Origin of the sequence: Halomonas tibetensis, assembly GCF_042643535.1 — a bacterium.
Taxonomy (GTDB): Bacteria; Pseudomonadota; Gammaproteobacteria; order Pseudomonadales; family Halomonadaceae; genus Halomonas; species Halomonas tibetensis.
Genome location: NZ_JBHRSQ010000008.1, coordinates 211,696 through 226,643 on the forward strand (window position 1 = coordinate 211,696; position 14,948 = coordinate 226,643).

At 64.5% G+C, this 14,948-nt stretch carries 15 protein-coding genes; 14 read left to right on the forward strand and 1 reads right to left on the reverse strand.

Translation table 11 applies throughout. The annotated features are described in order from the left end of the window. The 11 genes from folC (at window position 1) to ACFODV_RS06065 (ending at window position 11,657) form a co-directional block, all read left to right on the forward strand. Window positions 1–1,323, forward strand: a complete 1,323-nt coding sequence (folC, locus tag ACFODV_RS06015; RefSeq protein WP_379756142.1) for a bifunctional tetrahydrofolate synthase/dihydrofolate synthase — start codon at window positions 1–3, stop codon at window positions 1,321–1,323. After that, entirely contained in the window at window positions 1,320–1,973 is a 654-nt protein-coding gene (locus tag ACFODV_RS06020) for an SPOR domain-containing protein (RefSeq protein WP_379756145.1), read from the forward strand. Before folC ends, ACFODV_RS06020 begins: the two co-directional genes overlap by 4 nt. Window positions 1,974–1,975: 2 nt before the next feature. Continuing rightward, window positions 1,976–2,545, forward strand: a complete 570-nt coding sequence (locus ACFODV_RS06025) for a CvpA family protein (RefSeq protein ID WP_379756148.1) — start codon at window positions 1,976–1,978, stop codon at window positions 2,543–2,545. 74 nt (window positions 2,546–2,619) lie between these two features. Then, window positions 2,620–4,140: an amidophosphoribosyltransferase gene (gene purF, locus ACFODV_RS06030; protein ID WP_379756151.1), complete on the forward strand. Its 1,521-nt coding sequence runs from the start codon at window positions 2,620–2,622 to the stop codon at window positions 4,138–4,140. Further along, window positions 4,133–5,359, forward strand: a complete 1,227-nt coding sequence (locus ACFODV_RS06035; RefSeq protein ID WP_379756154.1) for an O-succinylhomoserine sulfhydrylase — start codon at window positions 4,133–4,135, stop codon at window positions 5,357–5,359. The genes purF and ACFODV_RS06035 overlap by 8 nt, the downstream gene beginning before the upstream one ends. A gap of 134 nt (window positions 5,360–5,493) precedes the next feature. Next, window positions 5,494–6,177 (forward strand): type 1 glutamine amidotransferase domain-containing protein, encoded by a 684-nt coding sequence (locus ACFODV_RS06040; protein ID WP_379756157.1) that lies wholly within the window; start codon window positions 5,494–5,496, stop codon window positions 6,175–6,177. A 111-nt stretch (window positions 6,178–6,288) separates the two neighbouring features. Next, window positions 6,289–6,843 (forward strand): cytochrome b, encoded by a 555-nt coding sequence (locus tag ACFODV_RS06045; protein WP_379756160.1) that lies wholly within the window; start codon window positions 6,289–6,291, stop codon window positions 6,841–6,843. A gap of 70 nt (window positions 6,844–6,913) precedes the next feature. Beyond that, window positions 6,914–7,498 carry a YceI family protein gene (locus ACFODV_RS06050; RefSeq protein ID WP_379756163.1) on the forward strand — a complete coding sequence of 195 codons (585 nt, stop codon included), beginning with the start codon at window positions 6,914–6,916 and terminating at the stop codon, window positions 7,496–7,498. Window positions 7,499–7,613: 115 nt separating this feature from the next. Further along, on the forward strand, window positions 7,614–8,213 hold the full coding sequence (locus ACFODV_RS06055) for a PAS domain S-box protein (RefSeq protein WP_379756166.1): 600 nt from the start codon (window positions 7,614–7,616) through the stop codon (window positions 8,211–8,213). A 206-nt stretch (window positions 8,214–8,419) separates the two neighbouring features. After that, a complete protein-coding gene (locus ACFODV_RS06060) occupies window positions 8,420–10,246 on the forward strand; it encodes a putative bifunctional diguanylate cyclase/phosphodiesterase (protein ID WP_379756170.1) in 1,827 nt (608 codons plus the stop codon). Window positions 10,247–10,361: 115 nt separating this feature from the next. Next, window positions 10,362–11,657: an MATE family efflux transporter gene (locus ACFODV_RS06065; RefSeq protein ID WP_379756308.1), complete on the forward strand. Its 1,296-nt coding sequence runs from the start codon at window positions 10,362–10,364 to the stop codon at window positions 11,655–11,657. On the opposite strand, the gene ACFODV_RS06070 is transcribed toward ACFODV_RS06065, so the two are convergent. After that, on the reverse strand, window positions 11,648–12,250 hold the full coding sequence (locus ACFODV_RS06070; RefSeq protein ID WP_379756173.1) for a cupin domain-containing protein: 603 nt from the start codon (window positions 12,248–12,250) through the stop codon (window positions 11,648–11,650). The genes ACFODV_RS06065 and ACFODV_RS06070 overlap by 10 nt on opposite strands. 178 nt (window positions 12,251–12,428) lie before the next feature. Between ACFODV_RS06070 and mobA the strand changes: the two genes are divergently transcribed. The 3 genes from mobA to moeA are packed head-to-tail and all read left to right on the forward strand — an operon-like array spanning window position 12,429 to window position 14,942. Next, entirely contained in the window at window positions 12,429–13,043 is a 615-nt protein-coding gene (gene mobA, locus ACFODV_RS06075; RefSeq protein ID WP_379756176.1) for a molybdenum cofactor guanylyltransferase MobA, read from the forward strand. A gap of 10 nt (window positions 13,044–13,053) precedes the next feature. Next, the gene (mobB, locus tag ACFODV_RS06080; protein ID WP_379756179.1) at window positions 13,054–13,650 is read left to right on the forward strand and encodes a molybdopterin-guanine dinucleotide biosynthesis protein B; all 597 of its coding nucleotides are present in this window, start codon (window positions 13,054–13,056) and stop codon (window positions 13,648–13,650) included. Then, window positions 13,647–14,942 carry a molybdopterin molybdotransferase MoeA gene (gene moeA, locus ACFODV_RS06085; protein ID WP_379756182.1) on the forward strand — a complete coding sequence of 432 codons (1,296 nt, stop codon included), beginning with the start codon at window positions 13,647–13,649 and terminating at the stop codon, window positions 14,940–14,942. Before mobB ends, moeA begins: the two co-directional genes overlap by 4 nt. Window positions 14,943–14,948: the final 6 nt, after the last annotated feature.

Below are 14,948 nucleotides of genomic sequence, written 5' to 3' on the forward strand. Positions count from 1 at the left end.
ATGCGCAACGCGGCGCTGCCCATCACCCTCGATGCCTGGCTGGCTAGGTTGGAAGCCGCCCATCCCGTGGGCATCGATCTCGGCCTTGAACGGGTTGCCGAGGTTGCCCGTCGCATGGGATTGCTTGACGTGCACATTGCCGGTCGAGTGGTCACGGTCGCTGGCACCAACGGAAAGGGCTCCACCGTGGCAATGCTCGAGGCCCTGGCTCGGGCGCATGGACTCACCACTGCTACCTACACCTCCCCGCATCTGGTTCGCTACAACGAGCGGCTTCGTTTGAACGGTGAGGAGGCCGATGACGTCACCTTGATGTCAGGCTTTGCCGCCGTGGAGCGCGCACGCCAGGACGGAGAAGCGGTCAGTCTGACCTACTTCGAGGTGGCTACCCTAGGGGCGCTGTGGGCCATGGCCCGGCGACCGGCCGACATCGCGTTTCTCGAGGTGGGGCTCGGCGGACGACTGGATGCGGTCAATATCATAGATCCCGACGTGGCGGTGGTGACCACCGTGGCCCAGGACCACGCCGCCTTCCTCGGCACCGATCTCGAGCAAATCGGCCGCGAGAAGGCCGGTATCCTTCGTTCCGACCGTCCTGCGGTGCTGGGCAGCATTTCGCTGCCCGCCAGCGTGAGGGAGGTGGCCGGAGCTCTCGGTGCCGAGGTCCATGCCTTGGGCGAGGCCTTTGGTCGTGAAGGGGAGAATGAGGGCTGGCGCTTTTGGGGTCATATCCCTGATATCGCTATTGCGGACCTCCCGGACCCCGGCCTGCCTCTGGACAACGCTGCCACGGCGCTGCAGGCCCTGGCCTTGGCCGGCGTTAACCTCGAAGCCGCGGCCTGTCGACGGGCCCTGGCCAGTGTCCAGTTGCCTGGGCGCATGCAGTGGCTGGGCCAGTGGTGCCTGGACGTGGGCCACAATCCCCATGCCGCCGGCTATCTGGCCGGGCGTCTTGCCTCGCGCCCCTGTGCCGGGCGGACCTTCGCGCTGCTTGCCATGCTCGGCGACAAGGACGCCGAGGGGGTGATCGCTGCCCTGACGCCGGTGGTGGACGGCTGGGTGACCGCGAGTCTCGCCGGCGGGCGGGCGCGCAGCGCTGATGACCTGGCCGCACGTCTGGCCGGGCGGGGGGCCGATGTGCTCCACCGCGCCGCCACGCCCAGCGCGGGTGCCGCCTGGCTGGCCGAACGGCTGGCACCGGAGGATCGCGTGCTTGTATGCGGTTCCTTCTTGACCGTGGGGGAGGTGCTCGAGTGGTTGGCGCATGACCCGACCACGGGGCAGACTGTGGATGATACAAGCGTCAGCGAGGAAGCCCGATGAAATACGGATGGCGTGAACGCGTCAGCGGCGCGGTGATCGTGATTGCCCTGGGGGTGATCTTTATACCGCTGCTGTTGAGTGAACCTGAGCCCCGCAGCGAACGGCCTCAGCCGGTGCTGACCATCGAGCAGCCCGTCCAAGTGCCGCGGACAGAGGTGCCGGAGCCACAGCCGCCGGCAAGCCTCGAGGAGTTGGGTGCCCCCACGGAGACGCCCCAACTCGAGCAGGTTTTCGACGAAGAGGTGCCCGTCGAAGAAGTCGCCGAGCCTTCGGGCCGCTCCGAAGCTACCGCCGAATCGACGCCGGCCAATGAGCCGGTCTCTGATCCTATCGCCGAACTGGCCCGAGCCGCTGATCAGCGGCTTGCCGAAAGTGCGCGACGCAGCCAGTCCTCTTCCGCACCGGCATCCGCCGTCCCCGGTGGCGAATGGGCGGTGCAGGTGGGTAGCTTCGGCGAACCGGGCAACGCCGAACGATTGCTCGAGCAATTGCGTGAGGAGGGGTTTCCGGCCTACAGCCGGCCTCGCGACAACAACCTGACTACGGTCTACGCTGGCCCCTACGACTCCTCTGAGGCCGGCGAGCGTGCCATGAATGAACTCAAGTCTCGGATCAACCTGCAGGGCCTACTGGTTCGGGAGAGGAACTGAGCATGGCACTGACCTGGCTGGACTGGATCTTTATCGCCCTGCTGACCGTCACGGCGATCACCGGTTTCATGCGTGGTCTGATCCGCGAGGCCCTGGGCCTCGCAGCCTGGGTGATTGCGCTGATGGCCGCCCGGCTGCTGGCTCAGCCCGTGGCGGACTTTCTTGCGGGGGTGATCGACAATCCCGATGGCCGCCTGGTGCTGGCTTTCGTGCTGGTGATCTTTGGCGTGGTGCTGCTGTGCGGCATCGTCATTCGCCTGGTCCATGCCGCGGTGGAGTGGGTCGGCATGGGCCTGTTCAACCGGATCGCGGGGGCGGCATTCGGTGCCGCCAAGGGTGCAGCGATCCTGGTGCTGGCCACCATCATTATTGGCCTGACCCCGCTGGCCCAGCTCGAGGCCTGGCGCGACGCCCAGCTTAGGCCCCATTTCGAGCAGCTGCGCGACTGGGCGGTCACCCAGTTCGAGGCCTGGGACGGGCAGATACCCGAGACCCCCGGCTCCCTGAGCGAGATTTCTTTTCCCGGGCGCGACGAGGCGCCCGGCGACGATGTAACAACTCCTGACGGGTGACGTTCGGGCGTCCCGGTCAGCCGGTGCCGCCCAGACTCTTCAAAGCAACATCCAGGCAAGCGAGGTAAGGTGGAATGTGCGGTATCGTGGGCCTTATGGCCAAGCAGGCGGTGAACCAGGGCATCTATGACGCCCTGACGGTGCTTCAGCATCGCGGACAGGACGCCGCCGGCATGATGACCTGGCACGAGGGCCGCTTCTTGCTGCGCAAAAGCAACGGGCTGGTTCGCGATGTCTTTCATACTCGCCACATGACGCGTTTGAGGGGCAACGTGGGTATCGGTCACGTGCGCTACCCCACCGCCGGCTCGTCCAGTGAAGCGGAATCCCAGCCGTTCTACGTCAACTCTCCCTACGGGATTTCTCTGGCCCACAACGGCAACCTGACCAACTCCGAACAGCTCAAGCAGGAGCTGTTCACCTCGGACCTGCGCCACATCAACACCAGCTCCGACTCCGAGGTGTTGCTCAATGTATTTGCCCACGAACTGGGTAAGCAGGGGTTGCATCTGGCGCCTGGCGACATCTTCGACGCCGTGCGCCGGGTGCATCGTCGCTGCAAGGGTGGCTACGTGGCGGTGGCCATCATCAACGGGGTGGGTCTGGTGGCCTTCCGTGACCCCAACGGTATCCGCCCGGTGGTGTTTGGCACCCGCGACGAGGGTCACGGTCAGGAGGTGATGATTGCCTCCGAGTCGGTAGCCCTAGACGTGGGTGGCTTTGAGCTGCACCGCGACCTGGATCCGGGCGAGGCGATCTTCGTCGACATGGACGGCCAGATCCATACCCAGCAGTGTGCCGATGCTCCCCGGCTGGCTTCCTGTATCTTCGAGCACGTCTACCTGGCGCGCCCCGATTCCATCCTCGACGGCGCCTATGTTTATGGCACCCGCATGGAGATGGGCCGCAAACTCGGCGACAGAATCCAGGGCGAATGGCCGGAGCACGACATCGACGTGGTGATCCCGATCCCGGACACCTCACGCACCTCGGCGTTGGAGCTCGCCCAGCATCTGGGGGTGACCTATCGCGAGGGTTTCATGAAGAACCGCTATATCGGGCGGACTTTCATTATGCCGGGCCAGACCCAGCGCAAGAAGTCAGTGCGCCAGAAGCTCAACGCCATCGCCGTGGAGTTCAAGGGCAAGAACGTGCTGCTGGTGGACGACTCCATCGTGCGAGGCACCACCTGCAAGCAGATCATCCAGATGGCCCGTGAGGCCGGCGCCCGCAAGGTCTACTTCGCGTCTGCCGCCCCCCCGGTGCGCTATCCCAACGTCTACGGCATCGACATGCCGGCGGCCAGCGAACTCATCGCCCATGGTCGCAGCGAGGCCGAGGTGGGGGAGCTGATCGGCGCCGATCGCATCTTCTACCAGAACCTCGAGGATCTGAAGACCGCCTGCCGCAACGTCAACCCCAAGCTCGAGGCCTTCGACTGCTCGGTGTTCGACGGCAACTACGTCACCGGCGACATCGACGACGCCTATCTGGCGGACCTGGAAGCCTCACGCAGTGACGGCGCCAGGCAGCAGCAGAGCGCCGGCGACCACGCCTTGGTTGGCCTGCACAACCAGGACGACATCGATGACTGACGCCCCCATGGATCCGCACTCATCCCCCGAGCACGACTGGGCGCTGGAGACACTGGCGATCCGCGCCGGCCACGATCGCACCCATGAGCAGGAGCACGCCGAGCCGATCTTCCCGACCTCGAGCTTCGTCTACGCCAGCGCGGCCGAGGCCGCTCGTAAGTTCTCCGGCGAGGAGCCGGGCAACGTCTACTCGCGCTTTACCAACCCTACGGTGCGCACCTTCGAGCGTCGGTTGGCAGCCCTCGAAGGCGGTGAGCGCTGCGTGGCCACCAGTTCCGGCATGTCGGCGATCCTCGCCACGGCGCTGGCGCTACTCCAGGCCGGCGACGAAATCGTTGCCTCGCGTTCGCTGTTCGGCTCCACCGTCAGCTTATTTGACAAGTACCTGAGCAAGTTCGGTATCACCACCCGCTACGTCGAGCTCTCCGACCTCGCTGCCTGGGAGGCGGCGATCACGCCGGCTACCCGGCTGCTGTTCGCCGAAACGCCGTCGAATCCGCTCTCCGAGGTGGTGGATATCGCGGCGCTGGCCGAGATTTCCCATCGCCACGGGGCGTGGCTTGCCATCGACAACTGTTTTCTCACCCCGTCGCTGCAGCGGCCTCTGGCGCTGGGCGCGGACCTGGTGATTCACTCCGCCACGAAGTATCTGGACGGTCAGGGCAGGGCGGTCGGCGGTGCCGTGGTGGGCCGTGACAAGGAGCTGGAGGAGATATTCGGCGTGGTGCGCACCTGCGGCCCCTGCCTGAGCCCTTTCAACGCCTGGATCTTCACCAAGGGGCTCGAGACCCTCAGCCTGCGGATGCGTGCCCATTGCGACAACGCCCAGCGTCTGGCCGAGTGGCTAGAGGGGCATCCGGTGGTGGCGCGAGTCTACTACAGCGGCCTTGCCAGCCACCCCCAGCATGCGCTCGCCGCTCGCCAGCAGCAGGGCTTCGGCGCGGTTCTGGGTTTTGAAGTCATGGGCGGAGAGGCGAAAGGCGCCCGCGAGGCGGCCTGGTCGGTGATCGACGCCACCCGGCTGCTCTCCATCACCGGCAACCTGGGCGATGTGAAGACCACCATCACCCACCCGTCCACCACCACCCATGGCCGTCTCTCCGATGATCAGAAGGCCATCGCCGGCATCAACGAAGGGTTGATCCGCGTGGCGGTGGGCCTGGAAGCCATTGACGATATTCGTGCCGACCTGGCCCGGGGCCTCGACGCCCAGCTCTAGTCCTTCGGTGAGGGCCTTGCGCGACGCCCGTCCCGCCATCGGTGGGGCGGGCGTTGTCGTGTCTCCCCTTGAACTCTCATCGAACGTCGCCATCTCAACAGGGCACGCAAGACTTTTACCCGAGGAGGGTAACGATGAAGATTCTGATGGTACTGACGTCCCACGACCGCATGGGCGATACCGGCAACGCGACCGGCTTCTGGCTCGAGGAGTTCGCTGCTCCCTATTTCGTCTTCAAGGACGCTGGCGCTGAGATCACCCTGGCGTCTCCCAAGGGTGGACAGCCTCCGGTGGATCCCAACTCCCTGTCCGATGAGGCGTTGACCGAGGAGACACGGCGCTTCGAGGCCGATGCCGAGGCCAACGCGCAGCTGGCCGCCACGCACAAGCTCGCCGATGTTCAGGTCGACGACTTCGATGCGCTCTTCTTCCCGGGTGGCCACGGCCCGCTGTGGGATCTCACCGATGATGCCGACGCCAAGCGGCTGATCGAGGGCTTCCTGGCCGTTGATCGCCCGGTGGCGACAGTCTGTCACTCTCCCACGGTGCTGCTGCAGGCGCGTACCGAGGATGGCGATCCGCTGGTCAAGGGTCGGCGCGTGACCGGCTTTGCCAACAGTGAGGAAGACGCCGTTGGGCTCAGCGATGTGGTGCCGCACCTACTCGAGGACGCCCTCAAGGAGCAGGGGGCGGATTACCAGCGCAGTCGCGACGACTTCGCTCCCTTCCAGATCCGCGACGGCCTGTTGATCACAGGCCAGAACCCGGCCTCCAGCGGGCCCACCGCGAAGCTGCTGCTGGAGCTGCTTGGCAGCTAACGCTTGTTACGAGAGCGGTTTTTACGAAAGGTTGGTTCGCCTTTTTTCAGCAGATGCTGATGATGCGCTGGGGTAAGCTTTGTCCATCATCGAGATCATGAGGACATCGCCATGTGGCGCAATACCCGTTACGGCTGGGGCACCGTCAGTATCCTGCTGCACTGGCTCAGCGCCCTGACCATCGTGGGTCTCTTTGCGCTGGGCTGGTGGATGACCGACCTGGGGTATCTCGATCCCTGGTACAACCTGGCCCCCTGGTGGCACCGCTCCATCGGACTTTTGCTGTTCTTCGCCACCCTGCTGCGCCTGATCTGGCGCTTCATGAACCCTACCCCCGCAGCCCATGGTAGCCGCCTCGAGCGCCTGGCCGCCCGTGTGGGGCACACGCTGCTCTACGTGCTGCTGCTGGTGGTGATGCTCAGCGGCTATCTGATCTCCACGGCTCGTGGCCGCAGCATCAGCGTGTTTGACTGGTTCGAGGTGCCGGCACTGATCAGCCGTCTGCCCAACCAGGAGAGCATCGCTGGCGATATACACTGGTATGCCGCCGTGACCCTCATGGTACTGGCCGTTGGCCACCTGCTGGCTGCCCTCAAGCACCATGTTCTGGATCGACAGGACACCCTGACCCGCATGCTCAACCCGGCGCGTTCCCGGCGCCAGTGAGCGCGTGCCAACCGGCAGGCACCGCGTGCCTGTTCGACACCCTTTGATGGAAACTGGAAAGGAGAACTCCATGTTCAAGAAAACCGCACTCGCCACCGCCCTGGCCGCCACCGCACTGGTGGGTATCAGCCAGGTCCAGGCGGATGATTACAAGGTGGATATCGAAGGTCAGCACGCCTTCATCCAGTTCAAGATCAACCACCTCGGCTACTCCTACATTCTCGGCAACTTCGAAGAGTTTTCCGGGCAGTTCCACTACGATCCGGAAAATCTCGAGGCCTCAAGCCTCATGATGGAGGTCGACGTCACCAGCCTGAACAGCAATCACGCCGAGCGTGACCGGCATATCCTGAGCGATGACTACCTCAGCGCCGGCGACTATCCGACCGCCACCTTCGTCTCCACCGGCTTCGAACCCACAGGCGACGCAGAAGGCGTGTTGACCGGTGACCTGACGCTGAAGGGTGAGACCCAGTCGATCGAGATGCCGGTGACGATGGTGGGCGAGGGCGAAGACCCCTGGGGCAGCTACCGCGCCGGCTTCGAAGGCAGCACAATGTTGACCCTGAGCGACTTCAATATCGACATGAGTGGCTTGCCGGAGGTGATGCATGAACTCGAGCTTTATGTCACCTTCGAGGGCGTGCGTCAGTAAGCCTGACCCCGTACGGAACGCCTGAAAACCGTATGACGCCACCCCCCGGTTACACTGGGGGGGTGGCGTCATACGGTCGTTATCCATAAAGCAAGATTGCAGGAGTCGTGTCGCCATGCCAGCCCTGCGGAAGCGTTTGGTGCCCGGTTATTTGATCATCGGCATAGCTCTCGTCGCCGTGGGGCTGCTGGTCACGGCTGTGCTGGTGGATTCGCGACTCCTGGGGGCTGGGCTGTTGGTGGCCGCTCTGGCGCTGATCGGACTTGCCGCCTGGCAGTGGCAGCGCCTCATGCGGGACTCGGTGTCCCCTGTCGACAGTGCGCATCTCCAAACACGTCTCGGTGAGCGGCGTTTCCGTGCGATGCTGGAAAGTCTGCCGAACATTGCCGTCCAGGGCTATGACCGTCAGCGCCGAGTGGTCTTCTGGAATGAAGAAAGTGAGCGACTCTACGGATACCGCTACGAGGAGGTGCGCGGTCGTCGGCTCGAGTCGTTGATCATTCCCGAGGCCATGCGCAAAAAGGTAATACGAGACCACGAGGCGTGGCTTCAGGAGGGCAGGGCGATCCCGCCCGCTCGGCTGGAACTTCGAGACCGGGACGGACAGCCCGTGCCGGTCTACTCCTATCATGTCATGTTGGATGAGCACACGGCTGAACCGGTCATGTTCTGCGTCGACGTCCGTCTGGCCCCCTCTTCTTCTCTGTCGCGCTGACGGTCGCCGGGTATTCTCACTTTGAGTTTATAGGGGGGCGCCGAGCGGCCCTCCTGTTACCGAGGTGGCCGGCAGGAAGCTCATTGATCGCGATGTGCCATACTGGGGTTTCAACGTTGAGTCGCGTGATTCACTATACCCGTGAGGCGGCTCAACACGGTGGCGTGTCACTGCTGCCATGGAGATTCACGGCGGGAAGGGAGCGCATGCTAAGACGCATCTTGCAAAAGATCAGTGTGATCAGGCGTCAGCCCCGCCTCCTGCCGATACGTGAAGCGGAGCGCGAGGAGGAAGCCGGATCGGTTTGTCCTGATCTTCTTCGTCACCAGTTTCTGGTCAGCGAACAGCGCTTCCGAGCTTTGCTTGAGAGTTTGCCGAGGGTCGCGGTTCAGGGGTATGACCGAAATCGGCGTGTGATCTACTGGAACGACGCCAGCACCCGCCTTTATGGCTACACCCCGGAAGAAGCCCAGGGGCGCCTCCTGGAAGATCTGATCATCCCGGCGCCATTGCGAGAGAGAGTCATCCAGGCCCATCGCGACTGGATCGAGCAGGGAAATGAAATCCCCGCCGATGAGATAGAGTTGCGGCACAGTAGCGGCGAGCTGGTACCGGTTTTTTCACATCACGTGATGCTCAATGAATACACGAATGAACCGCTGATGTTCTGTGTGGACGTTGATCTATCCGTTCAGAAACGTGCACATCGAGAACTGGATTTTGCCAACCGCTATGATCGCCTGACCCATCTGCTGAACCGGCATAGCCTGGAGGAGCAACTTAATCTGGCTCTGGCGGAGTGCCGTCGCCAAGCGAGTTCTCTGGTGCTGGCTCACCTTGATGTCGATCATTTCGTTGAGATCAATGAGGCGCTGGGCTATGACCAGGGGGACTTGCTGCTGGTGGACCTGGCCAATCGGTTGAATCGAGACCGTCGCGCTACCGATATCCTGTCGCGCGTTTCCGGCGACGAATTCATCATAGCGTTTCCAGGTATCCATGATTTGGATGACATCCCTCGCCTGGTGCGTAAGGTGGAAGACGTCATGCGGGCGCCTTTTGTTCTCGAAGAACGTCGCTGCAAGCTGAGCGCCTGTCTGGGTATTGCCATTTTTCCCGACAACGGTGAGACGGCCGGCGAGTTGATCCGGAACGCCGATGTGGCCAAGAATCGGGCAAAACTTTCCGGGAAGGGCCAGGTCGTCTATTTCAATCAGCAACTCCACGATGAGCTGCTTCATCAGCATCGTCTGTCCGAACGGCTGGAGCGAGCGGTTGAGGTGGGAGAGCTCTGCCTGTATTACCAGCCCCAGGTGTCGGCTATCAGTGGCCGGATCGAGCACCTCGAGGCCCTGCTGCGCTGGATACCGGCGGAGGGGCTGCCGGTGTCTCCCGCCGAATTCATCCCACTGGCCGAGCGTTCTGAGCTGATACACCGTATCGGCGACTGGGTGCTGGAAGAAGCCTGCTGGCAACGAGCCGAGTGGCGAGCTTCCGGTGTTGTGCTGGGGCGTATCGACATCAACTTCTCAGGTCGGCAGATAAAGCGATCCGGGGTGTTCGATCACTTTGAAGCCTGTGTGGAGCGCTATGGGCTGGGACCGAGGGATATCGGTATCGAGCTTACCGAAAACGTGTTGATCGAGGCCGACGACGGCACCCTGGCAGGGCTTCGCCGTCTCCATGACCGCGGCTTTCGCATCGCCATCGACGATTTTGGCACCGGCTACTCATCGCTTAGCTACCTCAAACTTTTTCCCGTCACGTCCCTGAAGATAGATCGAGCCTTCGTGCGCGATGCGCCGAAGCAATCCGAGGACAGGGCGATCATGGAAGCCACCGTCTTTATTGGTCACCGTCTTGGGCTGGAGGTGGTTGCCGAGGGCGTTGAGAACCGCGAGCAGCTCGAGCTGGCCCGCGAGATGCGCTGCGATATGGTTCAAGGGTTTTATTTTTTTCGACCCATGGCCGCCCCGGGCATCGAGCGACTGTTGGCCGACACGGTAAGGGACAGTCGTGATCTCTCGGGCTGAGACGGCTCGCGCTTTTGCGTAGAATAGAACGTCTTTTTACGGCTCAGGATCTTCAGTGACGCAACCCCGTTCTCCCGACGCCCTCGGCGTCACTCTTTGGCGGCAGACCTGGCCCATGGCCATCGGCGTGCTGGCGCTGCTCGGTTTCCAACTGGTGGATAGCGCTTTCGTTGCCCGTCTGGGCACCGCGCAGCTGGCCGCCCAGTCCTTCACTTTTCCGCTCTCCTTCTTGATCATCGGCATCCAGGTGGGGCTCGGCATTGCCATCGCCGCGATGATCTCCCGGGCCTTGGGCGCCGGGCAGGAGGTGCGAGCACGGCGCCTGGGCAGCCTTGTGCTGTTGATCGGCACCGCCACCATTGCCTTTTTGACGCTGCTGCTGTGGGCGATCCAGACGCCGGTGTTTGCCAGCCTCGGGGCCAACGCGGCCACCCGTGAACTGATCCGCGGCTACTGGGCACCACAGCTGCTGGCGGCCTGGCTGGGGGCGGGGCTCTATTTCGGTTACAGCCTGTTTCGCGCCCACGGCGACACCTGGCTGCCCGGCAAGATGATGGTGGTGACCAGTCTGGTCAATCTGGTTCTGGACCCGCTGTTGATCTTCGGGATCGGAGACTGGGACGGACTGGGGCTGCCGGGGGCAGCCTGGGCCACCGCCATCGCCTTTTCCTGCGGCCTGCTGGTGCTGGGACGACGGCTGCGCGAGACCGACTGGCTCAGCTGGCAGGGGCTGGGCCTGGAAGCGCGAGCCTCGGCGAGGCCCTTCGCCGGCATCGCCGGGCCGGCCATGATCGGGCAGCTGATGCCGCCGCTAGCCGCCATGCTGGCGATCACGGCGGTGGCGAGCCTGGGCGAGACTTCGGTGGCGGCCTGGGGCCTGGCCAGCCGCCTGGAGACCCTCTCCCTGATGGTGGTTCTGGCCATGACCATGTCGCTGCCGCCCTGGCTGGGGCGCTGTTACGGCGCCGGTGACTGGGCCCAGATCCACCGTCTTTTGCGCCTGGCTCTCAAGGTAATCGTGGTGTGGCAGCTGGTCCTTGGCCTGGTCATGGCCCTGGGAGCCTCCTGGCTGGCGCTGGCGCTTTCTGGCAACCCCGAGGTGCAGGATGACCTGGCGATGCTGATCCGCTTCCTGCTGCCTAGCTATGCGGCGCTGGGGGTTTGCATGATCGTGGTCTCGGCGGGTAACGCCCTGGGCTGGCCCCTGCGCGCCATGCTGATGTCCGCGGCGCGGCTCTTCATCTTCTATCTGCCTTGCCTGTGGCTGGGGGCGTACCTTGGCGGCCTGGCGGGGCTCGCCGCCGGTGCCGCGGTGGGCAACCTGCTGGCCGGTCTGGCCGCTTGGCGTGTGCTGCGTCGCGTTCTGGCAAGCCCTCGTCGCCGTGCCACCCAAGGTAACGCTCAGGCGTGATGCAGTTCACGTCCGCCGTCGGAGAAGGTGGGCGGCGTATTGGCGCTGACAATAACGCATTCCTGCGTGCCCGGGTTGCGGAAGCGATGGGGCAGGCGTGAATCGAAATAGTAGGCGTCGCCAGCCTTGAGCACGGCTACCTCGCCGCTCACTGTGATCTCGATTTCGCCGGCCACCACTACGCCGCCTTCCTCTCCGTCGTGTTCGAGCATCTCCTCGCCGGTGTCCGCGCCGGGGGGATAGCGCTCGTGGATAATCGACATGCTTCGTTCGGCCTGGCGAGCCGCGACCAGCCGGAAGGAGAGGCGCCCGTCGCCGATCTCGGTGAGCTCCTCGGCGCGGTAGTAAAAGGCCCGCGGCGTGCCCGGTTCGTCGCCGGCGAAGAAGGTACTGATGGACACCGGCAAGGCATCAAGAATCTTCTTCAACGAGCTCACCGATGGACTGACGCTGTTCTGTTCGATAAGCGAAACGGTGCTGTTGGTCACGCCGGCTCGACGGGCCAGCTCCCGCTGGGAGAGGCTACGATCCAATCGAAGCTGACGCAGTCTGCCGCCGACGTTGAAACCGGCGTCCGGGCTGGATTCGGTCAAGGGGGTGGCTCCTGTCAAGAAAACGTCTGTCAAGAAAACTGCACATAGGATACCGGCTCCCGCATCTGGGGGTAAGGCCACTTTGACCCTAGTCACGACAAGGGCTTGCGCGGCGGCGCAGCGTGGCACCTCGCGCACTGCTCAGGCATCATGGGGGCAGATCACAGGAGGGGGCACGATGGTGCAACACGAACTCACCGGCCTGATCCTGGCCGGCGGCCAGGGCCGCCGCATGGGTGGAGTGGACAAGGGGCTGGTGGCCTTTCATGGTCGCCCTCTGGTGGCGTATGTTGGCGAGCGCCTGGCCGGGCGGGTTGCCGAAGTGCTGATCAATGCCAATCGCAGCCAGGACCAGTATGCCCCGCTGGCGGATCGCGTCATCGAGGATGCCGAAGGGGGATTTCAGGGGCCGCTGATGGGCATTTACAGTGGCCTGCGAGCCGCCGCTACCCCCTGGTTAGTGGTGGTGCCTTGTGACACGCCTGCGCTGCCTGAGGACCTGGTGACGCGTTTGGTGGCCGGCCTGGGCGATGCCGATATCGCCGTGGCTTGCGACGGGGAGCGTCTGCATCCGGTGGTGGCGCTGATTCGCACCGCCCTGGCCGATGACCTGGGCGCCGCGCTGGCGGGTGGCGAGCGCAAGATCGATCGCTGGTACACCCGTCAAAACTGGCGCCGGGTAGATTTCTCCGACTGTCCGGCGGCCTTTGCGAACCTCAATACTGATGAAGAGAGGCAGCGCCTTGAAGCGGCGCTGTGCTATGCACCCGGATTCATGAGCCCCGACCGATGAGCGCTGCCCTATGAACCCGAACGACCAGGCACCGCTGTTGCTGGAGACATCGCTGCCGCTGCTTGGCATCGCGGCGTGGAGCGGCACCGGCAAGACGACCCTGCTCGAAGCGCTGCTCCCGCGCCTGTCCGAGCGCGGCCTGCGCGTGGCAGTCATCAAGCACGCCCATCACACTTTCGACGTCGACCAGCCCGGCAAGGACAGCCACCGGCTGCGCCAGGCCGGCGCCGCTCCCATGCTGGTGGCCTCCCATGCGCGGCTGGCGATGATGATGGAGACCCCTGGCCAGCAAGAACCCGATCTGGCTCAGCTGGTGGCGCTGGTGGCCACTCAGCGGCCCGATCTGGTGTTGGTAGAGGGCTTCAAGGCCTGGCCCCTGCCCAAGCTCGAGCTTTATCGTGCGGCCCTGGGCAAGCCGCTGCGTGTGGCAGAGGATCTCTGGGTGAGGGCGGTGGCCAGCGATGAGCCGTTGGCGCTGCCGGCCGGTGTCGAGACGTTGGACCTCAACGATGTTGCGGCGCTGTCCGACTGGATTGCCGCCTGGCCGGCGCGCTGGGCGCAAGAGCGCAAGCCGCGCTCTGAAGCCGATCGGTTGTCTTCACCATGACCCTCTCCTGTTTCGAGTTGGGCGAGCGCATGTTGGCCGTGGAGGAGGCTCGGGCGGCGGTGCTCTCGCTTGTCGCCGGTCCGATGCCCCCTGAGTACCTGCCCCTGGCTCTGGCTCACGGGCGTGTGCTGGCCGAGAACGCCGTCTCGCCTCATGACGTGCCCCAGTGTACCAACGCCGCCATGGACGGCATCGCCCTGGCCTGGCCCGACGAGGGCGTGGAGAAGAACGATTTCCAAAAAAGCCCGGAAACGGTGCGTTTTCGTCGGATGATGGAAATCCACGCCGGCCAGGCGCCCACGGCTCCGCTGGCTCCCGGCGAGTGTGCCGGCATCACCACCGGTGCGCCGCTGCCGCCCGGCGCCGATACCGTGATCATGCGCGAGCAGCTGGCAGAAGAAGAGAGTGCCGACGGTGCACGCTGGGCCATCATCGATACCCCCGGCCGGGTCAAGCGCGGCCAGAACGTGCGCCAGGCCGGCGAGGATATTGCCCGAGGTGCGTTGGCGCTGACTGCCGGCACCCGGCTCGGCGCGCCGGAGTTGGGCCTGCTGGCCTCCCTGGGCCGCGCCGAGGTGGCGGTCCATCGTCGCCCCAGGGTGGCGCTCTTCTCTACCGGCGACGAGGTCACCGCCCCGGGGCAGCCACTGCCCAAGGCGGGCATCTATGATGCCAACCGTTACAGCCTGATGGCGTTGGCGGCCGAGCACGGCGCCGAGGTGCTCGACCTGGGCATTCTGCCTGATACCCGCAACGCTATTGCCGATGCCCTGGGGCGAGCCGCCGCCGAAGCGGACCTGGTGATCACCAGCGGCGGCGTCTCGGTGGGCGACGCCGATCACACCCGGGCGGCCCTGGCGGCTCAGGGCGAGTTGGGCTTCTGGAAGATCGCCATGCGTCCCGGACGCCCGCTGGCCTGCGGCCGTCTGGGCCCCCGCGGCGTGCCCTTCCTGGGTCTGCCCGGTAACCCGGTGGCGGCCATGGTCACCTTCCTGCAGTTTGCCGCTCCGCTGCTGGCCAGCCTGCAGGGGAGAGTGACGGTGGAGACGCCCCAACTGGTTGCCGTGGCCGAGCATGCGCTCAAGAGCCGCACCGGGCGCGTCGACTATCTGCGAGGGATCTATCGCAGCGACGCCGACGGTCGGCTATGGGTCGCCGGAACCGGCGCCCAGGGTTCCGGCATTCTCTCCTCCATGGTCCAGGCCAATTGCCTGATCGAGATCGCCGCCCACCGCGTGTCCGTGGCCGCCGGTGAGGCGGTGACCATCCAACCCCTTTTCCGTTATCCGTGAGGCACT